The 23,816-nt window shown below is 71.6% G+C and carries 21 protein-coding genes; 14 read left to right on the top strand and 7 right to left on the bottom strand.

Annotated elements, in window-relative coordinates:
* Positions 1-1,395 carry a 3-oxoacyl-ACP reductase gene (locus ABH940_RS25160; RefSeq protein ID WP_370106218.1) on the bottom strand — a complete coding sequence of 465 codons (1,395 nt, stop codon included), beginning with the start codon at positions 1,393-1,395 and terminating at the stop codon, positions 1-3.
* A 125-nt stretch (positions 1,396-1,520) separates the two neighbouring features.
* Between ABH940_RS25160 and ABH940_RS25155 the strand changes: the two genes are divergently transcribed.
* Together ABH940_RS25155 and ABH940_RS25150 are read left to right on the top strand one after the other, a co-directional pair.
* Entirely contained in the window at positions 1,521-2,810 is a 1,290-nt protein-coding gene (locus tag ABH940_RS25155) for an acetyl-CoA C-acetyltransferase (protein ID WP_370106251.1), read from the top strand.
* A 126-nt stretch (positions 2,811-2,936) separates the two neighbouring features.
* Positions 2,937-4,865: a long-chain fatty acid--CoA ligase gene (locus ABH940_RS25150; protein WP_370106217.1), complete on the top strand. Its 1,929-nt coding sequence runs from the start codon at positions 2,937-2,939 to the stop codon at positions 4,863-4,865.
* 51 nt (positions 4,866-4,916) lie between these two features.
* Here ABH940_RS25150 and ABH940_RS25145 read toward each other — a convergent pair whose 3' ends face one another.
* Positions 4,917-5,906: a pseudouridine synthase gene (locus tag ABH940_RS25145; protein WP_370106216.1), complete on the bottom strand. Its 990-nt coding sequence runs from the start codon at positions 5,904-5,906 to the stop codon at positions 4,917-4,919.
* A gap of 476 nt (positions 5,907-6,382) precedes the next feature.
* On the opposite strand from ABH940_RS25145, the gene ABH940_RS25140 reads away from it, so the two are divergent.
* Positions 6,383-8,053, top strand: a complete 1,671-nt coding sequence (locus tag ABH940_RS25140) for a purple acid phosphatase family protein (RefSeq protein WP_370071366.1) — start codon at positions 6,383-6,385, stop codon at positions 8,051-8,053.
* 65 nt (positions 8,054-8,118) lie between these two features.
* Positions 8,119-8,853, top strand: a complete 735-nt coding sequence (locus ABH940_RS25135) for a pentapeptide repeat-containing protein (protein ID WP_370071367.1) — start codon at positions 8,119-8,121, stop codon at positions 8,851-8,853.
* On the opposite strand, the gene ABH940_RS25130 is transcribed toward ABH940_RS25135, so the two are convergent.
* A complete protein-coding gene (locus ABH940_RS25130) occupies positions 8,825-10,093 on the bottom strand; it encodes a PHB depolymerase family esterase (protein WP_370106215.1) in 1,269 nt (422 codons plus the stop codon). The genes ABH940_RS25135 and ABH940_RS25130 overlap by 29 nt on opposite strands.
* A 403-nt stretch (positions 10,094-10,496) precedes the next feature.
* Between ABH940_RS25130 and ABH940_RS25125 the strand changes: the two genes are divergently transcribed.
* Entirely contained in the window at positions 10,497-11,087 is a 591-nt protein-coding gene (locus ABH940_RS25125) for a DUF1062 domain-containing protein (RefSeq protein ID WP_370071369.1), read from the top strand.
* A gap of 56 nt (positions 11,088-11,143) precedes the next feature.
* Here ABH940_RS25125 and ABH940_RS25120 read toward each other — a convergent pair whose 3' ends face one another.
* Entirely contained in the window at positions 11,144-12,739 is a 1,596-nt protein-coding gene (locus tag ABH940_RS25120) for a CHAD domain-containing protein (RefSeq protein ID WP_370106214.1), read from the bottom strand.
* 86 nt (positions 12,740-12,825) lie between these two features.
* Positions 12,826-13,368 carry a MarR family winged helix-turn-helix transcriptional regulator gene (locus ABH940_RS25115; protein ID WP_370071371.1) on the bottom strand — a complete coding sequence of 181 codons (543 nt, stop codon included), beginning with the start codon at positions 13,366-13,368 and terminating at the stop codon, positions 12,826-12,828.
* Between the two features lie 107 nt (positions 13,369-13,475).
* On the opposite strand from ABH940_RS25115, the gene ABH940_RS25110 reads away from it, so the two are divergent.
* The 3 genes from ABH940_RS25110 to ABH940_RS25100 all read left to right on the top strand — a co-directional run bounded on the left by ABH940_RS25110 (position 13,476) and on the right by ABH940_RS25100 (position 15,674).
* On the top strand, positions 13,476-14,036 hold the full coding sequence (locus tag ABH940_RS25110; RefSeq protein WP_370071372.1) for a YceI family protein: 561 nt from the start codon (positions 13,476-13,478) through the stop codon (positions 14,034-14,036).
* A 75-nt stretch (positions 14,037-14,111) separates the two neighbouring features.
* Positions 14,112-14,603, top strand: a complete 492-nt coding sequence (locus ABH940_RS25105) for a type II toxin-antitoxin system PemK/MazF family toxin (RefSeq protein WP_370071373.1) — start codon at positions 14,112-14,114, stop codon at positions 14,601-14,603.
* A 69-nt stretch (positions 14,604-14,672) separates the two neighbouring features.
* Positions 14,673-15,674 (top strand): alpha/beta fold hydrolase, encoded by a 1,002-nt coding sequence (locus ABH940_RS25100; protein WP_370071374.1) that lies wholly within the window; start codon positions 14,673-14,675, stop codon positions 15,672-15,674.
* Between the two features lie 43 nt (positions 15,675-15,717).
* Here the strand turns inward: ABH940_RS25100 and ABH940_RS25095 are convergent, their stop codons facing one another.
* Positions 15,718-16,374 (bottom strand): MOSC domain-containing protein, encoded by a 657-nt coding sequence (locus tag ABH940_RS25095; protein ID WP_370071406.1) that lies wholly within the window; start codon positions 16,372-16,374, stop codon positions 15,718-15,720.
* Positions 16,375-16,484: 110 nt separating this feature from the next.
* Here ABH940_RS25095 and ABH940_RS25090 point away from each other — a divergent pair, with 110 nt between their 5' ends.
* From ABH940_RS25090 to pgi, 4 genes are all read left to right on the top strand, one after another.
* On the top strand, positions 16,485-17,129 hold the full coding sequence (locus ABH940_RS25090; protein WP_370071407.1) for an RraA family protein: 645 nt from the start codon (positions 16,485-16,487) through the stop codon (positions 17,127-17,129).
* 654 nt (positions 17,130-17,783) lie between these two features.
* Positions 17,784-18,419 carry a response regulator gene (locus tag ABH940_RS25085; RefSeq protein WP_370071375.1) on the top strand — a complete coding sequence of 212 codons (636 nt, stop codon included), beginning with the start codon at positions 17,784-17,786 and terminating at the stop codon, positions 18,417-18,419.
* Complete coding sequence (locus ABH940_RS25080; protein ID WP_370071376.1) at positions 18,416-19,636, top strand: sensor histidine kinase; 1,221 nt, start codon at positions 18,416-18,418, stop codon at positions 19,634-19,636. The genes ABH940_RS25085 and ABH940_RS25080 overlap by 4 nt, the downstream gene beginning before the upstream one ends.
* A 151-nt stretch (positions 19,637-19,787) precedes the next feature.
* On the top strand, positions 19,788-21,434 hold the full coding sequence (gene pgi / locus ABH940_RS25075; protein ID WP_370106213.1) for a glucose-6-phosphate isomerase: 1,647 nt from the start codon (positions 19,788-19,790) through the stop codon (positions 21,432-21,434).
* 16 nt (positions 21,435-21,450) lie between these two features.
* Here pgi and ABH940_RS25070 read toward each other — a convergent pair whose 3' ends face one another.
* The gene (locus tag ABH940_RS25070) at positions 21,451-22,227 is read right to left on the bottom strand and encodes an SDR family NAD(P)-dependent oxidoreductase (protein WP_370071378.1); all 777 of its coding nucleotides are present in this window, start codon (positions 22,225-22,227) and stop codon (positions 21,451-21,453) included.
* A 69-nt stretch (positions 22,228-22,296) separates the two neighbouring features.
* Here ABH940_RS25070 and ABH940_RS25065 point away from each other — a divergent pair, with 69 nt between their 5' ends.
* The gene (locus tag ABH940_RS25065) at positions 22,297-23,181 is read left to right on the top strand and encodes a thioesterase family protein (protein ID WP_370106212.1); all 885 of its coding nucleotides are present in this window, start codon (positions 22,297-22,299) and stop codon (positions 23,179-23,181) included.
* Between the two features lie 313 nt (positions 23,182-23,494).
* Complete coding sequence (locus tag ABH940_RS25060; protein ID WP_370071380.1) at positions 23,495-23,812, top strand: Uma2 family endonuclease; 318 nt, start codon at positions 23,495-23,497, stop codon at positions 23,810-23,812.
* The last annotated feature ends 4 nt before the right edge of the window (positions 23,813-23,816 follow it).

The following is a 23,816-nucleotide window of genomic DNA, read 5'->3' as shown; positions in this document are numbered from 1 at the left end:
TCACGCTCCCAGCAGGGCCTGGCCGCAGACGCGCAGCACCTGACCGTTGACGCCGGCGCTGGCCGGGGCCGCGAAGAAGGCCACCGCCTCGGCCACGTCGACCGGTTGGCCGCCCTGCTTCAGGCTGTTGAGTCGGCGTCCGGCCTCGCGGATGAAGAGCGGGACGGCCGCGGTCATCAGGGTCTCGATAAAACCCGGAGCGATCGCGTTGATCGTGATCCGACGGTTCGAAAGCCCGGGGTCGTCGGCGAGCGACTGCACCAGTCCGATCAGACCGGCCTTGCTGGCCGCGTAGTTGGTCTGGCCGACATTGCCCGCGATGCCGCTGATCGAGGAGGTGCAGACGATCCGTCCGTCCTCGCGCAGTACGGGGGACTGCGCTGCCGACGGGCTCTCCAGCAGCGCCTCCGTCAGCCGCTCCACCGCGGTCAGGTTGACCGCGACGACCGCGTCCCACTGCGCCGCCTCCATCCGGCCGAGCGTCTTGTCGCGGGTGATGCCCGCGTTGTGCACGACGACGTCCACACCGCCGTGGTGCTTGCGGAGGTGGGCCGCGACCCGCGCGGGCGCGTCCACGGCGGTGAGGTCCAGCTCCAGCGTCGCCCCGCCGATCCGGTCCGCCACCGCTCGCAGCTCGGCGGACTGCGCGGGCACGTCCAGGCAGACGACGGTGGCGCCGTCCTGCGCGAGCGTCTCGGCGACGGTCGCGCCGATGCCGCGTGCGGCGCCGGTCACCAGCGCCACCAGACCGGCCAGCGGCGCACCCCAGTCGAGCGCCTCGTCCCCCTGCCCGCCGGCCACCGGGGCGATCCGCAGCACCTGCCCGGAGACGTAGGCGGAGCGGGCCGAGAGCACGAACCGCAGCGTCCCGGCGACGGTGTTCTCCGCGCCCGGTGCGACCAGCAGCAGGTGGGCGGTGGCACCGCGCCGCAGCTCCTTGCCGACCGAGCGGACGAACCCCTCCAGCGCACGCTGCGCGGCGGCCTCGCGCGCGTCGCCCGCCAGCTCGGGCGGAGTACCGAGGACAACGACCCGCCCGCAGGGCGCGAGCGAGCGGATCCGGGAGCGGAAGAAGGCGTGCAGCGCGGAGAGTTGGGCGCTGTTGGTGATGCCCGTGGCGTCGAAGACCAGGGCTGCGGGGGAGTCGGCGGCATCCGGGACGGTGACACCCCAGGAGTCCAGCAACTCCCGTACCGGCTTGGCCAGTCGGCCGGTGCCGGTGTCACTCTCGCCGGTGCCGGTCTCGCCGGTGCCGTCGCCGACGAGCACCGGCCCGGAGATGTCGGGACGCCCGGGCCGACGCCGGATCAGCGGCTCGGGTCGCGGCAGGCCCAGCCGTGACGCGACGAAGCCGCCAGGGCCGCTCGCGGTCCACGAGAGGTAGCGGTCGGGCATCTTGATTTCTCCTTACGGCTGAGTAAGTTTACTAGAGAGTAAGGACTAGCTCGCCCGCCGCACAAGGAGCCGTCGACGTGCCATCCTCCGCCTCTCCTGCCGCGTCGCCCGCCGATCGGTCGGCCGTGCCGTCGGCCGTGCGCCGCGTGGCGATCGTCGGCGGCAACCGGATCCCGTTCGCTCGCGCGGACGGCCCCTACGCGACCGCGTCAAACCAGGAGATGCTGGGCGCGGCACTGGCCGGGCTGGTCGACCGGCACGGCCTGACCGGCGTCCGGCTGGGGGAGTTCGTGGCCGGTGCGGTGCTCAAGCACAGCCGTGACTTCAACCTTGCGCGCGAGGTGGTCCTCGGCAGCGCGCTTGACCCGCGCACCCCCGCCTACGACCTCCAGCAGGCCTGCGGCACCGGCCTGGAGGCGGTGATCCTGCTCGCCAACAAGATCGCGCTGGGTCAGGTCGACTGCGGCGTCGCGGGTGGTGTCGACACCGCGAGTGACGCGCCGCTGGGCGTCAATGACGAGCTCCGGCGCGCACTGCTCGGCGCACGCCGGGCGCGCAGCCTGGGCGGACGCGTGCGCGCCCTGGCCGGTGTGCGTCCTCGCCACCTCGTGCCGGACATCCCGCGCAACGCGGAGCCGCGAACCGGTCTCTCCATGGGCGAGCACGCGGCCCGGACCGCCGTCCAGTGGGGCGTCAGCCGTGCGGACCAGGACGCCCTGGCGGCCACCAGCCACCAGCGCCTGGCCCGCGCCTACGAGGAGGGCTTCTTCGACGATCTGCTCACCCCCTACCGAGGATTGACGAAGGATCAGAACCTGCGACCCGAAAGCACGGCGGAGAAGCTGTCCCGGCTCAAGCCGGTCTTCGGCGGCGCGGGCGGGACGATGACGGCGGGCAACTCCACGCCGCTGACGGACGGGGCGTCGACGGTGCTGCTGGCGAGCGAGGAGTGGGCCGCGCAGCGCGGCCTGCCGGTGCTGGCATACCTCACGCACTCCCGCACGGCTGCGGTCGACTTCGTCGGCGGCGAGGACGGGTTGCTGATGGCACCGGCCTTCGCGGTGCCCGAGCTGCTGGCGGCGGTCGGGACGACGCTGGGCGAGCTCGATCTCTACGAGATCCACGAGGCCTTCGCCTCTCAGGTGTTGGCCACGCTGGCCGCGTGGGAGAGCGCGGACTTCTGCAAGGACCGGCTGGGCCTTGATGCTCCGCTCGGCTCGGTCGACCGCGACCGGCTGAACGTCAACGGGTCCTCGCTGGCGACGGGCCACCCCTTCGCCGCCACCGGCGGCCGGATCGTCGCCACGGCCGCCAAGCTGCTGCACGAGCGTGGCGGCGGCCGTGCCCTCATCTCCATCTGCGCGGCGGGCGGTCAGGGCGTCACCGCGCTGCTCGAAGCGCCGCAGCCGCGGTAGGCCGGCGCCCCGCCGAGCTCAAACCCCTGCCCCTGCCCCTGCCCCTGCCCGGCTTCCGCAGCCGTTGCGCCTCATCCACGTCTGGACCGCCCCACGCCGCACCACCCCCACTCACAGGAGCCGCGTATGGGAACCACCTTCTTCCGGGACCTCAGAGCCGCTCGCGCGCGGCCCGAACTCGCGGAGCGGGTCGAGGTGGAGATCGTCCGCGAGGACGGCGTCGTCCGGGAGGTGCGGGCCGCGCCGCTGGTGCCGGAGCCCACGCGAGGGAGCCTGGCGGACATCCCGTTCGACAACGCCGCCGCAGCGCCGCAGTACGTCGCGCTGCGCCGCCTGGTGGGCGGGAGTTGGCAGCCGGTCAGCGCCGCCGCGTTCGCGGACGCGGTGCGGGCCACCGCCAAGGGCCTGATCGCGGCGGGCGTGGAGCTGGGCGACCGGGTCGCGCTGATGGCGCGGACGCGCTACGAGTGGACCGTCCTGGACTTCGCCGTCTGGGCGGCGGGCTGCCAGACCGTCCCCGTCTACCCGACGAGCTCGGCCGACCAGGTCGACTGGATCCTGCGCGACTCGGGCGCGGTCCTGCTCCTGCTGGAGAGCCCCGAACTGGCCAAGCTGGCCGCCCCCGTGCTCGACGGACTCCCGACCCCGACCCGGATGCCGGTCCCGTCCGTCGACGAGGACCTGCTCGGCTTCCTCGCCGACCTCGGCCGGGACGTGCCGGACGCCGACGTGGAGGCCCGACGGTCGGCGCTCACCCCGGACACGGTCGCCACCCTCGTCTACACCTCCGGAACCACCGGGCGCCCCAAGGGCTGTGTGCTCACCCATGCCAACCTCCATGCGGGCTCGGCCAACCTGGTCGAGCTGCTGCAGCCGGTCTTCGTCGAGGCGACCCACCAGGACCCGACGACGCTGCTGTTCCTGCCGCTGGCCCACGTGCTGGGGCGGATGCTGCAACTGGCGTGCCTGATCGGGCGGATCACCCTCGGGCTGTTCCCCTCCATCAAGCCGGACGAACTGCGGCCGGAGCTGGAGCGGTTCGGGCCGACGTTCCTGGTCGCCGTCCCGTACTTCTTCGAGAAGGTGCACGGCACCGCCCGTGCCATGGCCGAACGGATGGGCCGTGGCACGTCGTTCGTCCGCGCGGACCGGATCGCCGTCGCCTACGGGGAAGCGGAGATGCGGCGGCTGCTCGGCACCGGCGACGGGCCGGACCTGCTGCTCCGCGTCGCGCACGGGCTCTACGACCTGCTGGTCTACCGTCGGGTGCGCAAGGCGCTGGGCGGATCGGTCCGGTACGCGGTCAGTGGCGGCTCGGCGCTGGATCCGAGGCTGGCGAGCTTCTTCTTCGGCTGCGGGATCCTCGTCTACCAGGGCTACGGCCTCACCGAGACCAGCGCCGCCACCACCGTGATGCCGCCGCTGGACCCCCGCCCCGGCAGTGTCGGACGGCCGGTGCCGGGCGCGACGATCCGGATCGCGGCCGACGGCGAGGTGATGCTGCGCGGCGGAAGCGTCTTCACCGGCTACTGGAACAACCTGGAGGCCACCCAGGCCGCCCTGCCTGGCTCGTGGTTGGCCACGGGCGACCTGGGGCGGCTCGACGACGAGGGCTACCTCTCCATCGTCGGGCGGAAGAAGGACATCCTGATCACCAGCGGCGGCAAGAACGTCTCGCCGAGCGTCCTGGAGGACCGGCTGCGCAGCCGTCCTCCCGTCGGTCAGTGCATGGTGGTCGGCGACGGCCGCCACTACATCGCCGCACTGGTGACGCTGGATCAGGAGGCCGTCGAGCACTGGCTGTCCGTCCGCAAGCGCGCCAAGGACACGCCGTTCGGGCAGCTACGCCAGGACCCGGAGCTGCTGGCCGAGGTGCAGCGCGCGGTCGACTACGCCAACGAGGCGGTGTCGCGGGCCGAGTCGATCCGCCGGTTCACCGTGGTGGCAGGGGAGTTCAGCGAAGAGAACGGCCTGCTGACCCCGTCCCTCAAGGTCAAGCGCCATGCGGTGACGACCGCCTACGCGCGCGAGATCGAGGAGCTCTACGGCGGGTGAGGTCTTCGGCGGCAGCGAGTTCGATGGCGTGATCGACCCGTACCACCGCCGCTACGGCCATCTGGGCGTGTCGGTGGTGGACGGCGGGGGCACAGGGTCCGGCCACCTCGCGAGCGTCCGGCTGGTCGTGAAGCGCAGCGGCTCGCCGGTCACCGGGTCGGTGAACTCCAGCACCGAGGCCAGCAGTTGCAACGGCTCGGAGAAGTCGTCCGGGGCGGGCTCGTCCCGGACGACGGGGTAGACCGGGTCGCCGAGGATCGGGACGCCGAGGCTGCTCATGTGCAGCCGCAGCTGGTGCGTCCGGCCTGTGGTGGGCACCAGCCGGTACAACCCCAGGCTTTCGTCGGGGAGTCCGGGCGTGTCGCGGTGGTCGGCGAGCTCGATCCGGCTCTCGGCGTTCGGCTCCGCGCCCGGCACCTCGTGGGCGGCGATGATCCCGCGCTCCTTGACGATGTGGCTGTGCACGGTGACCGGCAGCGCCAGTTCGGGCCGGTAGGGCGCCACGGCCCGGTACTCCTTGTGGGCCCGGCGGTCGCGGAACATCGTCTGGTACGCGCCGCGCCGGCGCGGCTGGACCACGAAGAGCGCCAGTCCGGCGGTCAGCCGGTCCAGCCGGTGCGCGGGGCTCAGCTCGGGTAGGTCCAGATCCCGGCGCAGCCGGGCCAGGGCGGTCTCGGTCACGTGCCGTCCGCGCGGGGTGGTGGCCAGGAAGTGCGGCTTGTCGACGACCAGGATCCGCTCGTCCCGATGGAGCACCGTCAGCGGGAACGGCACCGGCGTCTCGGGCGCCAACTCGCGGTGGAACCAGACGTGGTCACCCGGACGGTAGGGGGCGTCCGGGGCCAGCGGGCCGTGCTCGTCCCAGATCTCCCCGGCGGCCAGCATCGCGTCGAAGTGTTCCGGCGGTACGCCGGGCAGCCGGTGCACGAGGTAGGCGCGGACGGTCGGCCAGACACCGGGATCGGGGAGGCGGAGCCGTACCGGGTCGATGCCGTCCCGTTGCGGGAGGGGCGCGGGCGGTGCCGCTCGTCGGCGACGCATCGGTCCACCCTCCTCGGCCTTGTGGGTCGGTCCGGCCAGGGCGACAACAGCGGGCGGCCGATGGGTCGCTGCGGTGATCGCGAGGCCGTGTTGGCGTCACGAGCAGCGGAGGGGTGGCTCACCCCCGTTGCCCGGCACCGGCCTTGACCTTCCGCACCGCCCGAGGGCCGCCCGTGTCGTCGTTCAACTCGCTCAGGAATATATCAGGCGAATCAGCCGAAATGGACACTTGGGGCAAACCGCTTGAGTGTTGCGGCCGACGTCAACGTATCACCACTCACATCACCTTTCTGACGCGGCGTGGCAGCACGAATTCGAGGCGGACATCCGTCAACTGGAGCTGACGGAGCGTCCGCCGGGTCATCCACCGTTCATCGGGTCGTTGCCTGTCCGATCCCTTGCGTGGCACCGGCACCCCCTAGCGTGGTGGCGTTCCGTGCGCCCTCCGTCCTGTAGTCACTGCTCTGGGAGTCCAGGTGAACGACGCGCCCAAGCCCACCACTCGCTCGGCCGACAGGGCGTCAAGTCAAGGTGACGATTCGTCAACGAGCGTTGACCGAAGGACCGCTCTGCGCCTGGTCGGCGCGAGTGGCGCGCTGGCTGTCGGGGCGAGTCTGGTCGGCGCGTCGCCCGCGTCGGCGGCGGGATCGGGCAGGACGGGCACGACGACGGGCGGAAACGGTTCGCCGCTGCTGCTGACCGCGCCGGAGCGGCTCGGCGCCCCTCCGGTCGAGGGACTGCACCTGACCTTCGGCGAGGACCCGGCCACGCAGATGACGGTCAGTTGGACCACCGAGACACCGGTCGGCGAGCCGCGCGTGACGTACGGCACAGTCGAGGGCGGCTTCGGCCGCAGTGTCGGCGCGGAGACCGTCAGTTACGTCGACGGCGTCAGCAGCCGCACCGTGTACGTGCACCACGCCCGGCTGACCGGCCTGCGGCCCGACACGTACTACACCTACGCCGCGCTGCATGCCGGCAGCCGACCCGACGCGGGTACCTTCCGCACCGCGCCGCGCGGTCGCCGTCCGCTCACCTTCACCAGCTTCGGCGACCAGTCCGTCCCGAACACCGTCTGGCAGCCCAACGGCAACGGCGGTTTCACCGTCGTCGACGCGGGCATCGGCTCGCCGGCCTCCGCCGACATCGTGGGCGGCATCGAGCAGGTGGACCCGCTCTTCCACCTCCTCAACGGCGACCTCTGCTACGCCAACATCAGCGCCGACCGGCTGCGCACCTGGCAGGGCTTCCACGCCAACAACAGCCGCTCCGCCCGCTTCCGCGCCTGGATGCCCGCCGCGGGCAATCACGAGGACGAGCACGCCAACGGGCCGATCGGCTTCTCCGCCTTCCAGACCCGCTTCGCCCTGCCGGGAAACGGTTCGAGCGACGCGGAGACGGCCGGGCTCTGGTACTCCTTCACGGCCGGCTCGGTCCACGTGGTCGTGCTGCAGAACGACGACGTGGCCTACCAGGACGCGGGCGACAACTACGTGCACGGCTACAGCGGCGGCGCGCAGCGCGACTGGCTGGAGGCCGACCTGCGCAGGGCGCGCGCCGACACGGGCGTCGACTGGGTCGTGGTCTGCATGCACCAGGTGATGATCAGCTCCGCCGACGCCAACGGCTCCGACCTCGGCGTGCGGCAGCAGTGGGGTCCGCTCTTCGACCGCTACGGCGTCGACCTGGTCCTCTGCGGCCACGAGCACCACTACGAGCGCTCGCTGGCCGTCCGCGGCACCGTCTCCGGCAGCGAGACGCTGACGCCGAACCCGGTCTCCACCGCGACCGAGTCGATCGACACCTCGCTCGGCACCGTGCACATGGTCCTCGGCGGCGGCGGCAACTCCGCGCCCACCAACGGCGAGCTCTTCCCGGTCGGCAAGGCCAAGGTGATCACGGGTGTCGGCGCGGCGCCCGGTCCCAACGGCAAGCGTCCGCCGGTCTATGTCGACGAGGGCACGCCGTGGTCGGCCTACCGCGACGCGGAGCACGCCTACGGCTTCGCGGCCTTCACCGTCGACCCGGGCACGTGCCCCGGCGACACCACGCGGATGCACGTCACGTACTACAACGTCGGCCAGCCGGACGGCTCCATCACGCCGCTGGAGAGCTTTGTCCTCCACCGCAAGCGGAGCGACGGCTGACAGGTCCGGACTGGTGCACCGGGCTGGTCGCGGGGTTTGTCGGTGGTGACGGTTAGCCTGCGGGTATGCCGTCACCACTGCCGTCCAGCGCCCCGGCTCCGCGCGAGCTCGACGACCTCCCCTTCGCGCCGCACCTGCGCCGCTTCCCCGCGGGCGGGCGGCTCGGCCCGGAGGAGTCGTTCGACACCGTCCACGTCGACGGGGCCGCCTTCGAGGAGGAGCGGGCGGACGGCGCGCGCTTCGTCGAGGCGGCGCTGACGGCCACCTCCTTCGAGGACGTCCGGCTGCGGCGGGCCCGGTTCAACGACGTCTGGATGCAGGGCGTCCGACTGGTCGGCTGCGACCTGGTGGAGAGCGGCTGGCTGGACGCGGAGCTGATCGGCGGGGTCCTCGCCGGGCTGGAGTTCCACGCCGCGTCGCTGCAACGGGTGGTCTTCCACGGCTGCAAGTTCGACTCGGTCAACCTGCGCGGGGCCAAGCTGCAACAGGTCGTCTTCCACGACTGCGTGCTGCGCGAGGTCGACCTCTCCGGCGCGGCGCTCACCGGCTGCTCCTTCCCGGGCAGCCGGTTGGAGGGCGTCCACCTCCACAGCGCCAAGCTCGCCGAGGTGGACCTGCGCGAGGCCGCCGTGCTCGACCTCGCCGACGGCGTCGACGCCCTGCGCGGCGCGGCCGTCACGCCGCTGCAACTGCTGGAGCTGGCCCCGGCGCTCGCCGCCTCGCTCGGCCTGACCGTCCGCGAGGCGGGCGAGCCGCTGCGTCCCGCTACGGTCAGGCGGGGCAGCCGGAGTCGGCGATGACGTAGTAGCCGGGCGCGGTCTCCTCCAGCGTGTGGGTGTAGAAGACGTTGTCCAGGCCGAGGTCGGCGGCGGAGCCGTCGGCATAGGCGTATCCGCCGGAGTCGTAGGCCCGACCGGCCTGGACCTGGGCGTAGTTCGAGGCGTCGTAACAGGACGGCGTGTAGGTGGAGGACGGGCTGGCGCTGGCCGACGTGCTCGGGCTCGCGCTGGCGCTCGTGGTCGGCGTGGGTGTGGGCGTCGGGGTCGCCGTCGACGTACTGCCGGTCAGGCCCCAGAACTGCGCCGTGTAGTAAGACGAGCAGATGTAGTCGAGGAAGTACGCACCGGTCGTCCCGCACTGGGTCGGCCCGGTCCCGGGGTTGACCGCGAGGCCGTGGGCCATCCCGGAGATGCTGTAGACCTGGACCGCCGGATTGCCGTTGGCGTCGTCGTAGCTGCTCTCGGTGGTGCCGCCGGTCAGTGACCGGGTGCTGGACGCGGTCTGGGAGATGCCCCGGACGTTCGTCCACTGGTCCATCAGCTCGGTCGCGTTGACGGGGTAGACGGTGGTGTCGGCCGTCCCCTGCCAGATCGCGACACGCGGCCACGGCCCGCTGTAGCCGGGGTCGGAGTTGCGGACGAGGTTGCCCCACTGGGCGGCGGTGAGGTTCTGGTTGTTGTCCTGACAGCCCGTCGCGGCGGTCTCGGTCGTCGCGCACTGCGCGGGCAGCCCCGAGTCGACCGACCCGGCGGCGAAGACGTCGGGGTAGTCGGCCAGCAGGTCCGCCGTCATGCCCGCGCCCGCGGAGAGGCCGGTGACGAAGACCCGCTTGGTGTCCGAGCCGTACTGCTGCTCGGCGTGGTTCACCATCGAGATGACCGACGCCGCCTCGCCGTTGCCCCGGGTGTCCTTGGTCGAGTCGAACCAACTGAAGCAGGACAGCGCGTTGTTGGTCGAGTCCGTCTGCGGGAGGACGACGGCGAATCCGTACTGGTCGGCGAGTTGGGGCCAGCCGGAGTCGTTGTAGTAGTCGCTCGCGGACTGCGTGCAGCCGTGCAGCGCGACGACGACCGGCGCGCCGCTGGGCAGGTTCGCGGGCGCGTACTCGTACATGGCGAGGTTGCCGGGGTTGCTGCCGAAGCTGCTGACCTGGGTCAGCGAACCGGAGTTGGCGCGGGCGGCACTCGGCAGCGTGATCAGCGCGGCAAGCGCGAGGCCTGCGGCGGCAGCGGTCGCTAGGAGGGAACGCGTGGCGTTCATGGCGAGCTCCTGGGGGTGGGGGTGAGACCAGGGGGACCGTAGGAGCGCGCGTCCCCTCCGCGACATGTGCGGGCACACCACAAGCGGGCCGCAGCGCATGGCGCCGGCACACCGGAGGACGTGAAAACCCGTTGCGCCGCGCGCTCGCGGTGATCACCATGGCTCCCGTGTTTCGGTAGCAACTAGCGACAGCGATACCGGCCGGTGACCACCCCCGGCCGGTGCTCGCGTTTCCTCCGCACCCGTGCCCCGTTCGGTGGGCCGGGTACTCCGCCGCGCGCCGAGTCGGTGGGGCGATGCGTCATGCCCTCAACTCGCTGCCGGCGATGTCTCGCTATGTGCCGTCCGAATCCCGGAAGCCATCTCTTTCATGCATACAACCACGTATACAGCCATGCATTCAGTGCCCAGATCGACCGTCGTCCCGGACCGCAAGTCCCTGTGGGTGGTCCACGAACTCGGCCTGCCCGCCATCGTCCGGCCCTGCGTGGACTGCAGGTCCACGCGTCATCACCCCTCGGGCAAGATCCGTGTCAACGCCAGCGGCAAGCTGCTCGACGTGTGGATGCTGATCTCGTGCGAGCAGTGCGACCGCACCTCGAAGATCCCGGTGCACGAGCGCATCCACGTGCAGTCGCTCGACCCCGCCCGCCGCGTGCGGTTCGAGGAGAACGACGCGGGCGTGGTGCGCGAACTGACGATGAGCGCCTCGCTCGCCGCCAAGTCCCAGTACCGGCTCGACTGGGCCGGCACGTGGGAGCTCGCCACGGACGTGCCGTTCGAGGACACCCCCGAAGGGATGACCGCCGAGGTGCATGTCCGGTTCGAACTCCCGGCGCCGATACGGGTGGAGCGGCTGCTCATGCTCGGCCTGCGTGCGAGCCGGTCCAAGGTCAGGAACCTCGTCGAGGCGCGACGGGTCCTGCTGCCGTTGAATGCCGACGCCAAGGCGCACGGCGACTTCAGCTTCGTCGTCAACGCAGAGCAGGCGTAGGAGTACTGAGCTGACGAGGTCTCCGGTGCCGGGTGGCGCCGGAGACCTCGTGTCGCTCACTTGTCCCGCACCAGCTCCGCCGCCTCCGCCGCCGCCCAGCAGGCGGGCAGTTCCGCCTCCGCCGCGGCGACCGCGGCCTGCTGGCGCGCGTACAGCACCCCGTACGCGAACCCCGGCTCGCCCGCCGTCTGTGCCGCGGCGGCGAGCTCCGGCAGCGCCTGTGCGGCGAGCAGCGCGTCCTGGCGGTCGCCGAGCAGGGTCTGCAGATCCTTCATCGCCGTGGCGTAGCCCGGTTGGCCCGCGCCCTCGCCCGCGTACCGGGCGCGCTTCGCCGCGCGCCGCGCCGCATGGACCGCCGCGTCATGGGCCGCGGTGCCCGACGGGAGCCGTCGCGCTTCGCGGACCCGGCGGGCGACCCGGAGGCGTTCTCGTTCCAGCAGGCGCGGGAGCTCCCTTTCGGCGCGCCGCCGTGCGCGCTTGCGGAGCGGAGGCGCATCCGCCAGCGCGTCGAGCGCGTCCAGCAGCGCGAAGTACCGTGCGCCGTCCAGCTCCCGGAATGCCTGTCGCCACGCCGACCGGTAGCCGCGCCGGGACCAGGCGGAGAGCCGCCGCCGGATCGGGCCGGGACGCTCCTCGGGCCGGAGCTCTGCCAGCTCGCGCAGCAGCCGCTCGCCGAGCACCTCGCGGTCGCGCGCGACGCCGAGCGTCCGGCCGAGCTGCCGCAACTCCTCCTCCACGGAGGCGATCTCGTCCACCCGCAGAAGCCGCTCGTACACCCGGAGCGTGCTGCGCAACCGCCGTGCGGCGACGCGCATCTGATGCACGGCGTCCGGCGCGTCGACACGGACCTCGGCGTCGCAGGCGAGCAGGCGGTCCACCTGCTGCCGCAGCAGCGTCGCGACCAGCGCGCCGACGGTTCCCGTGCGCTGCGGGTCTGCGGGGGCGGTTGATCCCGGCCTCGTCGGCTGCCCGAGCGCGCGGGCCACCTTGGACGCGCTGGCGCTGCGCCGCAGGCCGTCGGCGAGCAGCCGGGCCTCGACCGCGTCGAGCAGCGCCTCGTCACCGCCGACCAGTTCGGCCTCCACCTCGCGCCAGGACGACGAGCCGACCACCGTGCCGTCCGGGTCCAGGCGCTCTGCGGTGACCGTGTCGTCGGCGACCTCGACCAGCGGCCGGTCGGCGTCGTCCAGGAGCAGCGTGCGGTGCCGCACGGTCCGGAGCCGGGCGACCGGCGTCAACGGGACCTCGCGGACGTACGCGCGGACCCGCGCGGCGAGCTCGTCGGGCACGTGCGGAACACCCGCCTCAGACGCAGCGGCAGGCGGAGGCGCAGACGCAGCGGCGTCGAGCGCTACGTGCAGCTCCAGCCGCGCTCCGTCGGCGGTGGGCAGCTTGAGGTGCCAGCCCGCGTCGTGGCCGCCGGTGCGGCGGCGCAGCGTGATCCGGCGGGAGAGCAGTCGGCGGTCCGGGGTGTCGTAGTAGACGGCGTCCAGCAGCTCGGTGTCGGCGGCGACGCCCTTGGCGACCCCGCGCAGCGGGGCCGGGCCGGTCAGCCGGACCGCGGCGCCGGAGCCGGAACCGTGCCCGGCGTCGCCCTCGAACTTGCGCTCCCGCTCCACCTGAGCCGTCGCGCGCGCCGCTTTCCGTGCCATGGCCGCAGCTCCTTCTGGTCCGTCCACCGGTTCATTCACCGGCCTGTCCACCGGCCCGTCTGGTCCGTATGTTCCCGGACAGCTGTTCAGTTGTCCGGAACGGACTCCGGGCAACCCTGCATGGCGGCCAGTATTCGCGTCGCCACCTCCCCGAGCTGGATGAGCTGGCCCTCGCTGAGCGGGTCGAAGAAGAGCTTCCTGACCGTCTCGACGTGCCGGGGCGCGGCGTCCTCGATCGCATGGCGGCCCGACTCCGTGATCACCACGAACGAGCCGCGGCCGTCGCTCTCGCACTCGGCGCGCTCGATCAGGCCGCGCTTGACCATCCGGGTGAGGTGGTGCGACAGCCGGCTCTTCTCCCACCGCAGGTCCCGGGCCAGCTCCAGTACCCGGGCCTGGCCGGCGGGCGCGTCGGTCAGCTGCACCAGGACCGAGAAGTCGGCCATGGACAGCTCCGAGTCGCTCTGCATCTGGCGGCTGAGCTGGGCCTCCAGCTCCTTCTGCATCTGCAGGAAGGTACGCCAGAGGCGCTGTTCGTCCGGGCTGAGCCAGCGCGGCTCGGCGGGGGTGGGGGCGGGAACGGGGGTTGCGGTCGCGGATGCGGGGGGAGGAGGCGGCGTGGTGGTCATGGATTCATTCTACATCGATGGTTGACATGTCATCCATGGCCGGTATCGTGGTAGATGAAAGTTCAACCACCGGCCACATCGGCCCCGCCCGTCCCAGGAGGAACGCCATGACTACCGCCATCACCCCCGCGCTGACCGGCAGCTACAGCATCGACCCCGCCCACAGCCGGATCGGCTTCGTCGCCCGTCACGCCATGGTCACCAAGGTCCGTGGTTCCTTCAACGCCTTCAACGGTGCGGTCCAGGTCGACGCGGAGAAGCCGGAGCAGTCCTCGGTCGAGCTGACCATCGAGGTCGACTCCATCGACACCCGCAACGCCGACCGCGACGGTCACCTGCGCGCCAACGACTTCCTCGACGTCGCCAACCACCCGACCATCACCTTCCGCTCGACCGGCGCCACGCTCGACGGCGAGAGCCTGGAGCTGGCCGGCGACCTGACCGTGCGCGGCGTCACGCAGTCCGTGGCCATCCCGTTCAGCTTCGAGGGCTCGGCCACCGACCCGTTCGGCAACCACCGCCTCGGCTTCGAGGGGGAGCACGCCATCAGCCGCAAGGACTACGGCATCACCTGGAACGCCGCGCTGGAGACCGGCGGCGTCCTGGTCAGCGACAAGATCGTGCTCGAGTTCGAGATCTCCCTGGTCAAGAACGTCGCCGAGGCCTGAGCGCTCCGGCATCGCAGCACTGCAGCACCGCGGTGCGGTAGCACGGCGCAACTGCCGTGCAAGTAGCCTGTCGTGATGTTCAATCTGACAGGCAAGCACGAGAACCGTGAGCACACCGAGAACAGCCAGCAGGAACACGGCCGTTACGGCTCCACCGCAACCGTGCAGGTGGAGCCGCGGCGTCTCGGGTCGGTGCACACCTCCTACTCGCCGCAGCACGACGGGCAGCCCGACCCCGGCGAGATCGTCTGGACCTGGGTCCCGTTCGAGGAGAACGACGGACGCGGCAAGGACCGTCCCGTCCTGATCGTGGCCCGTGAGCACACCGGCACGCTGCTGGCCGTCGAACTCACGAGCAAGCGTCACGACGCCACCACCGGTGCCGACGTCGCCGAGTGGGTCGCCCTCGGCGAGGGCCCCTGGGACCGCGAGGCCCGCGCCTCCTGGGTCAACCTGGAGCGCGTCTTCCGCGTCCACCCCACCGGCATGCGCCGCGAGGCCAGCGCGCTGGACCGCCCGCGCTTCCTCGTCGTCGCGGAACGCCTGCGCCGCCTCTACGGTTGGTGAGTTGGTGACATGTCCCGTCAACCCGCATAGTCTGACCCTGACTTGACGCGAAGCGGGGAGGGGACTGCCGTGACCGAGGTGACGCACGTCGAAGGCGTCGAGCACCACACCGTCCGGGTGAACGGGCTCACGCTGCACTACGCGGCGGCTGGTCCGGCGGACGGTCCACTGGTGGTGCTGCTGCACGGGTTTCCCGAGTGCTGGTACTCCTGGCGGCACCAACTCCCCGCGCTGGCCGCCGAAGGCTACCGCGTCGTCGCCCCCGACCAGCGCGGCTTCGCCCGCAGCGACGCGCCCGAAGCCGTCGAGGCGTACACGCTCCCGCACCTGGTCGGCGATGTCGTCGCACTCGTCCGGGAGTTGGGCGCGCAGCGGTTCGCCGTCGTCGGCCACGACTGGGGCGCGCCGGTCGCCTGGCTGACCGCGCAGCTGCGTCCGGACCTGGTCCGCGGCGTGGTCGGCCTGAGCGTCCCGCCGCAGCCGCGCTCGCAGGACGTCGCGCCGCTCGCCGCGATGGACGCGATGTTCGACGGGCGCTTCTACTGGACCTACTTCTGCCGTCCGGGCGGAGCCGACACCGAGTTCAACGGCACGCCGGCGGACGAGGTCTTCCGGCGCTTCCTCTACGGTGCGAGCGGCGACAACCCGCTCACCGACCCGCCCCCGCAGCCGCTGCTGCCGGACAGCGGACGCTTCCTCGACTCGCTCGGCGAGCCGAAGGAACTCCCGGACTGGCTCACCGAGTCCGACATCGCGACCTTCGCCGCGGAGTACGCGCGCAACGGCTTCACCGGCGGCCTGAACTGGTACCGGAACCTGGACCGCAACTGGGAGTTGTCCGCTGCCTGGGACGGTCTGCCGATCCAGGTCCCCGCGCTCTACGTGCTCGGCGACCGCGACCTGGTCGGCGCGTTCCCCGGCATGGACCAGCTGCTGCCCGCACTCCAGGCGCTCAACCCGACGCTGCGCCCGACGATCACCCTCCCGGGCTGCGGCCACTGGACCCAGCAGGAGCGCCCGGCCGAGGTCAACGCGGCCCTGACCGACTTCCTGGCCTCGCTGCCGGAGTAGGCCCCGCCGCCTTGGCTAGTCCTCTCGGCCCGGTCCTCTCGGCTCAGTCCTCGATGCCGAGCCGGGAACGGATCTTGGCACGGGTCTTCGCGGGCAGCGCGTCGGCCGCCAGGAGCCGGGACAGCAGCTCCGGCTCGCGCGTCACCGCACGGAAGGCGAGGGCCACCGTCACGTCGTGGTCCGGCCGGTGCTCGACGACGACCGGGTCACCGGCCTGGACCTCGCCGGGCGTGACCACGCGAAGGTACGCGCCCGGCACCGCCGCCTCGGTGAACCGCTTGATCCAGCCGGCACGTTGCAGCCACCCCTGGAACGTCAAGCACGGCACGCGCGGCGCGGACACCTCCAGCACCAGGTCCCGCCCGATCCGCCAACGCTCGCCGATCAGCGCCCCGTTGACGTCGACGCCGACGGTGGTCAGGTTCTCGCCGAAGACGCCGCTCGGCAGCGTCCGCCCGAGCTCGGGCTCCCAGCGGTCCAGATCCTCGCGCGCGTAGGCGTAGACGGCCTGGTCGGGCCCGCCGTGGTGGTCGACGTCGTAGACGCGGTCCCCGGCCAGCCCCACCTCGCCGCTGCCCTTGGGGCCCGGCACGGTGACGGCGACCGGACCGTCCACGGCCTGCTTGTCGATGCCGGTGGCCTCGATCCCCTTCCACGGGTTCGACCGGGCCCGGCCGACGTTCACCGAGAGCACGTTCATCGTCATCCTCCTGACGTTACGACCAGGACCGCAGCCGGCACGAATCGATTTCGGGCAGCTCGGACGCCGCGTGGTCCATCGCCCGTTAGCGTGACCACATGACCGACGCCATGACCGACGCCGTCGGCTCCGCTGCGACTGCCGACTTCGCCGCGCTGCCGCCCACCACCCTTGCCGACCTGCTGGGCCGCGCGCAGGTCATGGACCACGCCATCCGCCCGCTCTACGCGCCGATGCCGCGCCTGGCCGGTCCGGCCTTCACGGTCAGCTGTCCGCCGGGCGACAACCTGATGCTCCACGCCGCCATCCACCGAGCCCCGGCCGGCTCCGTCGTGGTCGTCGACGCGGGCGGCGACACCGACTTCGCCCTCGCCGGCGGCAACGTCTGCGCGGTGGCACAGCGCCGCGGCATCGCCGGGTTCGTCCTCGACGGCGTCATCCGCGACCTCGCGGAGATCCGCGCCATGGGCTTCCCCGTCCTCGCCCGCGGCGTCGTCCCGATCCCGGGCACCAAGCGGGCCGTCCGCCCCTTCGGCGCGCCCGTCACCTGCGGCGGTGTCACCGTCCACCCGGGCGACCTGGTCGTCGCCGACGAGGAGGGCATCGTCGTCACCCCACACGCCCGGACCACCGAGATCCTCACCGCCGCCCGCGCCAAGCTGGCCAAGGAGGCGACGGAATCCCTCGACTCCTGGGAAGCCGCCCACCGCACCCGCATCGACACCCTCCTCGCCGAGGGCGGCTTCACCGACTGACCAGCCGTCGGCGGTCTTGGCGTGACGTGACATCTCCTCATTCGCCCGAAATGCTCCCATCATCGGAGAAGATGATCGCCGGACCGGTCGTCGGACCGAACGCCGGGAGCGGTATGCGGGAACAGACGGAGCGGCGCGTGGTCGCGGTTGCGCGCTCGGAGTTCGGCGGGCTGACCGCCGCCGCGCTCTCCCAGTACGGGGTTCCTCGCCGTCGGCGCGGTGCTCGTGTCGGTCGGGAACGCGCTGGGCCGGCGTCGCGTCGTCGCGGCGGAACCTGTCGCGACGCTTACGCCTTCTGTATGACAAATGCTGACAAATCGGGCGTAGTAGCCATACGGCTGAAAGACCAACGGGCAGCAACAAAATGGGATCAATCGAAAAAATCGGGCGCCCGCGAAGGTCCCGTGGAGACGGGCACCCCCCCGTAGTGCCCGCCACCTGGCACGTTGCCGTGCAGCTCGGCCATCATGGTCGTACTCGAACCGGAACCGGCACCCCCGTTCGGAGGTGATCCCACCGCCGATCGGGGGTTCGATTTTCATAAATATGAACCCTGAGGTACGGTCGCGCGGGGTTCTCCCATCGCAGGCTGGAACGCACAGGGTAGGAAACAGGCACGTGGTTCCCTCGCAAGCGGGCAGTCCGATCAGGGCGATGATCGTCGACGACGAGGCGCTGATCCGCTCCGGCCTGGCGATGATCCTGAACACCGCACCGGACATCGAAGTGGTCGGGACCTGCTCCGGCATCGAGGCCGTCGCCGAGGTGCGTCGCCACCAACCGCACGTGGTACTGCTGGACATCCGGATGCCCGACGTCGACGGCCTGACGCTGCTGCGCCGCATCCGCGAGCTGCCCGACGCGCCGTACGTCGCCATGCTGACCACCTTCGACACCGACGAGTACCTCGACCAGGCGCTGCGGCTGGGTGCCAGCGGCTTCCTGCTCAAGGACACCGAGCCGGAGGTGCTGGCCCGCTCCGTCCGCGCGGTCTCCACCGGAGCCGGTTGCCTCTCCACTCCCGTGCTGCGCCGCCTCGGCCAGACCCGCCGGAAGAACGACCACCCGGCCGCCGCCGCGGTGGAGACCCTCACCGACCGCGAGCGTCAGGTCCTCGGCTTCCTCGGCCACGGCCTCTCCAACGTCGAGATCGGCGCCCGGATGCACCTCGGCGCCGCCACCGTCAAGGACTACGTGAGCGCCGTGCTCACCAAACTGGGCGTCACCAACCGGATCCAGGCGGCCGTGCTGGCCGAGCGGGCGGGCCTGATCGAGGAGAGCGAACTGTGAGACGTCGGCTCAAGCTCTGGGCCGTTCGTTTCAGCAGACGGGTCAAGGCGTGGGTGATGCGGCTGCCGAAGCCGCTGCGCGACGCCGCGGTCACCCTGGTGCTGATGGCTGCGGCGTTCCTGGACGCCGGGCTGAACTACCCGGGCTCGAAGGACTGGACCTTCTGGGCCTCCATGGTCTCCTGCGTGGTGCTGGCCGGCCGTCGCCGCTGGCCCCGACTGGTCCTCTTCGGCACCCTCACCGGCCTCTTCGCCGGAACCGCGCTGGTCGCGTCGCTGGTCGCCCTCTACACGGTCGCCCGCTCACGCCGGGTGGACTGGCAGGCGTGGGTCGCGGCGACCGTCGTCGGCATCGGCATCTTCCTGCCGTGGCCGCTCAGCAAGGTCATGACCGAGTCGGCCAGCGACCACATCCAGCAGCTGATCTATGCCGTGATGTTCTCGATAGGACCGACCGCGCTCGGGTTGCTGCTGCAGACGCGGGAGGCGCTCTCCGCGCGGATCGTCGAGCTGGCCACCCTGCGCGACCACGAACGCGAACTGCACGCGCAGACGGTCATCGCGCGCGAACGGGCGCGGATCGCCCGCGAGATGCACGACGTCGTCTCGCACCAGGCCGGACTGATCGCGGTCCAGGCGGGCGCGCTCCAGGTCACCGCGAAGGACCCGGACGTCCGCGAGGCCGCCGGCACGATGCGCGGCCTGGCGGTCGCGACACTGGAGGAGCTGCGCAGCATGATCCTCGTGCTGCGGGCGGCGGGCGCGGGCCCGACCGAGCTGGTCCCGCAGCCGCGCCTGACCGATCTGCCGCGCCTGGTCGCGGAGTCCGAGGCGGGGGCCGAGCTGGAGGTCGTCGGCTACGCGCAGGGCGACATGCCGGTCCTGCCCGAACCGATCGAACGCGCCGCGTACCGCACGGTCCAGGAGGCCCTCACCAACGCCCGCAAGCACGCGCCGGGCGCGGAGACGCAGGTCCGCGTGGAGCTCCGCGACGACTCGTTGCGCGTCGCCGTGACGAACGGCGCGCCGCTGGAGATCGCCCCGGATCCGGCGGAACACGCCGTGGCGTCATGGGAGCCGCTGCCCGGCGGCGGCCACGGCATCGTCGGGCTCCGCGAACGCGCCGCGCTGCTCGGCGGCACGCTCGCGGCCGGGCCGACGGCGGACGGCGGGTTCAAGGTCCGCTTGAGTCTGCCGTTGACGGTCGCCGGACGGTAACTGAGGACACTGCAACTTCCCCGCGCTGTAACAGAGGCTCACATCCGCGCTTTCGCGCGCAGTTCCCCGCGCCCCTATCGGGTTGCAACCTCCCGTCTGCTCGAACGCATAGGCTCGTTCCGACGACCGAATCCAGGATGGAGTAGTGCGCATGGCTGAGGGAACGCGTCTGGACCAGCTGCCGGTCTGGGACTCGCTGCGCGAACACCGCGCGGAGCTGGGGGACACCCACCTGCGCACGCTGTTCGCCGAGGATCCCAAGCGTGGCGAGTCCTACACCCTGCAGGTCGGCGACCTGCACGTCGACTACTCGAAGCACCTCGTCACCGACGAGACCCTCGCGCTGCTGCGCCAGCTCGCGCAGGTGCGCGGGGTGGAGGCCCTCCGGGACGCCATGTTCCGCGGCGAGAAGATCAACATCACCGAGAACCGCGCCGTGCTGCACACCGCGCTGCGCGCGCCGCGTGACGCGGTGATCGAGGTCGACGGCGTCAACGTGGTCCCCGAAGTCCACGCCGTGCTCGACAAGATGGCCGACTTCGCCCGCCGGGTCCGCTCGGGGGAGTGGACCGGTCACACCGGCAAGCGGATCCGCAACATCGTCAACATCGGCATCGGCGGCTCCGATCTGGGTCCGGCCATGGCCTACGACGCGCTGCGCAGCTTCAGCGACCGCGACCTGACGGTGCGTTTCGTCTCCAACGTCGACGGCGCCGACCTGCACGAGGCCGTGCGCGACCTGGACGCCGAGGAGACGCTCTTCATCGTCGCCTCGAAGACCTTCACCACCATCGAGACCGTCACCAACGCCACCAGCGCCCGCAACTGGCTGCTCACCGAGCTGCGCGCCGACCAGAGCGCCGTGGCCAAGCACTTCGTCGCGCTGTCGACCAACGCCACCGAGGTGGAGAAGTTCGGCATCGACGTGGCCAACATGTTCGAGTTCTGGGACTGGGTCGGCGGTCGCTACTCCTTCGACTCCGCCATCGGGCTCTCGCTGATGATCGCCATCGGCCCGGAGGCGTTCGAGGAGATGCTGGAGGGCTTCCGCCTGGTCGACGAGCACTTCCGCACCGCGCCGCCGGAGCAGAACGTGCCGCTGCTGCTCGGCCTGCTCGGCGTCTGGTACGGGGCGTTCTTCGACGCGCAGGCGCACGCCGTGCTGCCGTACTCGCACTACCTGTCCAAGTTCACCGCCTATCTGCAGCAGCTGGACATGGAGTCCAACGGCAAGTCGGTGCAGCGCGACGGCGAGCCGGTGCACTGGCAGACCGGCCCGGTCGTCTGGGGCACGCCCGGCACCAACGGCCAGCACGCGTACTACCAGCTGCTGCACCAGGGCACCAAGGTGATCCCGGCCGACCTGATCGGCTTCGCCCGCCCGGTCGCCGACCTGGCGCCCGGCCTGGTCGCGCAGCACGACCTGCTGATGGCCAACCTCTTCGCCCAGGGCCAGGCGCTGGCCTTCGGCAAGACGCCGGAGGAGGTCCGCGCCGAGGGCGTCGCGGAGGAGCTGGTGCCGCACAAGACCTTCCGCGGCAACCACCCGACCACGACCATCCTGGCCGGCGAGCTGACCCCGTCCGTGCTGGGCCAGCTGATCGCGCTCTACGAGCACAAGGTCTTCGTCCAGGGCGCGATCTGGAACATCGACTCCTTCGACCAGTGGGGCGTCGAGCTCGGCAAGGTCCTGGCCAAGTGGATCGAGCCCGCGCTCGTCGACGGCACCGGCCTTACCGCGCTCGACTCCTCCACGGCCGGCCTGGCCACCCGCTACCGCGAGCTGCGCGGGCGCTGAGGTATCGGAGAAGCCCTCACCAGGGCATCGCCACGCCGCCGTTGGGACGCAGGATCTGTCCGGTCACGAACCGGGCGGCATCGCTGACCAGGTAGTGGAAGGCGTAGGCGATGTCCTCGGGCTCGCCGATCAGCCCGAGCGGCGACATCCGCCGCAGCGGCTTCTCCCCGGCGGCGCGGGCGGCCTCGTCCACGCTGCCGTCGGGGCGCAGGTAGTGACGCGCGGTCATCGCGGTGCGCACCAGTCCGGGTGCGACCGCGTTGACCCGCACGCCGTAGCGGCCGACCTCGGCGGCCAGGTTCTTCGTGAGCTGGACCACGGCGGCCTTGGAGGCCGAGTAGCTCATGATCGCGGGCGTGGCGCTGTCCACCGCGCCCGACGCGGTGTTGACGATGGCTCCGCCGCCCTGCGCGCACATGATCCGCGCCGCCGCCTGGCAAGCGTGGAAGGTGCCCTTGAAGTTGACGTCCATCACCGCGTCGAGGTCCTCCTCGGGGACGTCGACGACCAGCCCGGTGCGGATCACCCCGGCGACGTTGCAGAGGATGTCGAGCCTGCCCTGCTGCTCGGCGGTGCTCTCGACCAGCGCGAAGACGGCCGCCCGGCGGGAGACGTCCACGGCGGCCGGGATGCCGTCGCACTCCTTCGCCGTCGCGGTGGCGGCCTCGCCGTCGAGGTCGGCGCAGACGACGCGCGCCCCCGCCTCGGCCAGCACCCGGGCGGTCGCCCGCCCGATGCCGCTGCCGGCGCCCGTCACGATGGCCACCCGTCCGTCCAGCGCATAAGGAAGCATGTCTGTGGTGGTAGCAGATGCGTCTTGACGTTGGAAGCGAAGGTGTAGTTAGCTACTGATAAGTAACTTATGGGAGAGTGCACCGTGAGCGAGTTCGACGAGGGCACCGCCGTCGTCCGCCGTCCCGACGAGGCCGCCGGGACGACGGCCGGGACGATGGCCGCGACCACCAGCGTCTTCGACGCCGAGCTGGACAAGGGCTGGCAGATCGGCGGCGGCATCAACGGCGGCCTGCTGCTCTCCCTCGCGGCGCGCGCCGTGGGGGAGCACTTCGCGGCAGCAGGGGCTTCGCACCCGTACCCCGTCTCGGTCAGCGGCTACTACGTCAGCGCCTCCCGCCCCGGCCCGGCCGAGCTCCGCGTCGAGACCGTCCGCACCGCCCGCAGCCACTCCACCGGACAGGCCTCGCTGCTGCAGGCCGACGACGAGGGCCTCCCGCTCGAACGGCTGCGCGTGCTGGCCCACTTCGGCGACCTGGCCCGCGCCGACGAGGACGTCCGCACCAGCGCGACCCCGCCGCAGCTGCCCCCGGTCGAGCAGTGCATCGGCACCGAGCATGCCCCGCCGGAGTTCCTCGCCTCCGCCAACCTGCTGGAGCGGATCGACCTGCGCCTCGACCCCGCCTACGTCGGCTGGGCCCTCGGCAAGCCCTCGGGCGAGGGCCGCCTCCAGGGCTGGCTCCGCCTCGCCGACGGCCGCGAGTCCGACCCGCTCTCGCTCCTCTTCGCCCTCGACGCACTCCCGCCGGTCACCTTCGACCTCGGCCTCTTCGGCTGGACCCCGACCGTCGAACTCACCGCCCACATCCGCGCCCTCCCCGCCCCGGGCTGGCTCCGCGTGACCCACTCCACCCGCAACCTCGCGGGCGGCTACCTGGAGGAGGACTGCGAGATCTGGGACTCCCGCGACCGCCTGGTCGCGCAGTCGCGCCAGTTGGCGGTCGTGCCGCGCTGAGGAGGCGTGGACCGGGACGGCTATAGGCTCGATGCATGACCGACGACCGTCCCCAGCTGGCTGTGGAGGAGATCGTTCGGCTGCGCGCCGTCGCGGACGAGCTGGCCGAGGTGACCGACCGTCAGTAGGAGCACTGGAAGGTCGAGATCACCGACGGCCAGGTCACCGTGATGATGATGAGCCCCAGCGGTCAGCTCGGGGTCAACGTGGTGCGGCTCCGTCGTCAGATCGAACAGCAGGACCCGAGCGTTGCCGCGTTCTCCGACACGGACACGGAGGACCCGGTCACGGGCTGCGTAAGGTTCCTGACCTGATGGTGGTGCCCGAGTCCGAGGTTGACTCCGTGGGAAGCCGGGTCAGCAGCCGCATCGTGCTGCTTGCGGCCGAGGTCGTGTCCCCGAGCAACCCGCGCAATGCCCTGGAGGTCAAGGCGCGGGACTACCCGGCGATGGGCGTGCCGCTCTATCTGATCGTCGATCCGCGCAAGGGTGACGGCATCGTCTATTCCGAGCCCAGCCACGGGCCGGACGGAATCCGCTACCGCAAAGCGGTCCCCTTCGCCTTCGGTGACCGCATCGCCGTCGGGCCGTGGTCAGTCGATACCTCCGGCCTGCGCCTCTACCAGGACTGACGGC

The organism is Streptacidiphilus sp. BW17 (assembly GCF_041262485.1).
GTDB lineage: Bacteria > Actinomycetota > Actinomycetes > Streptomycetales > Streptomycetaceae > Streptacidiphilus.
This window is presented reverse-complemented; position numbering and strand designations above follow the sequence as displayed.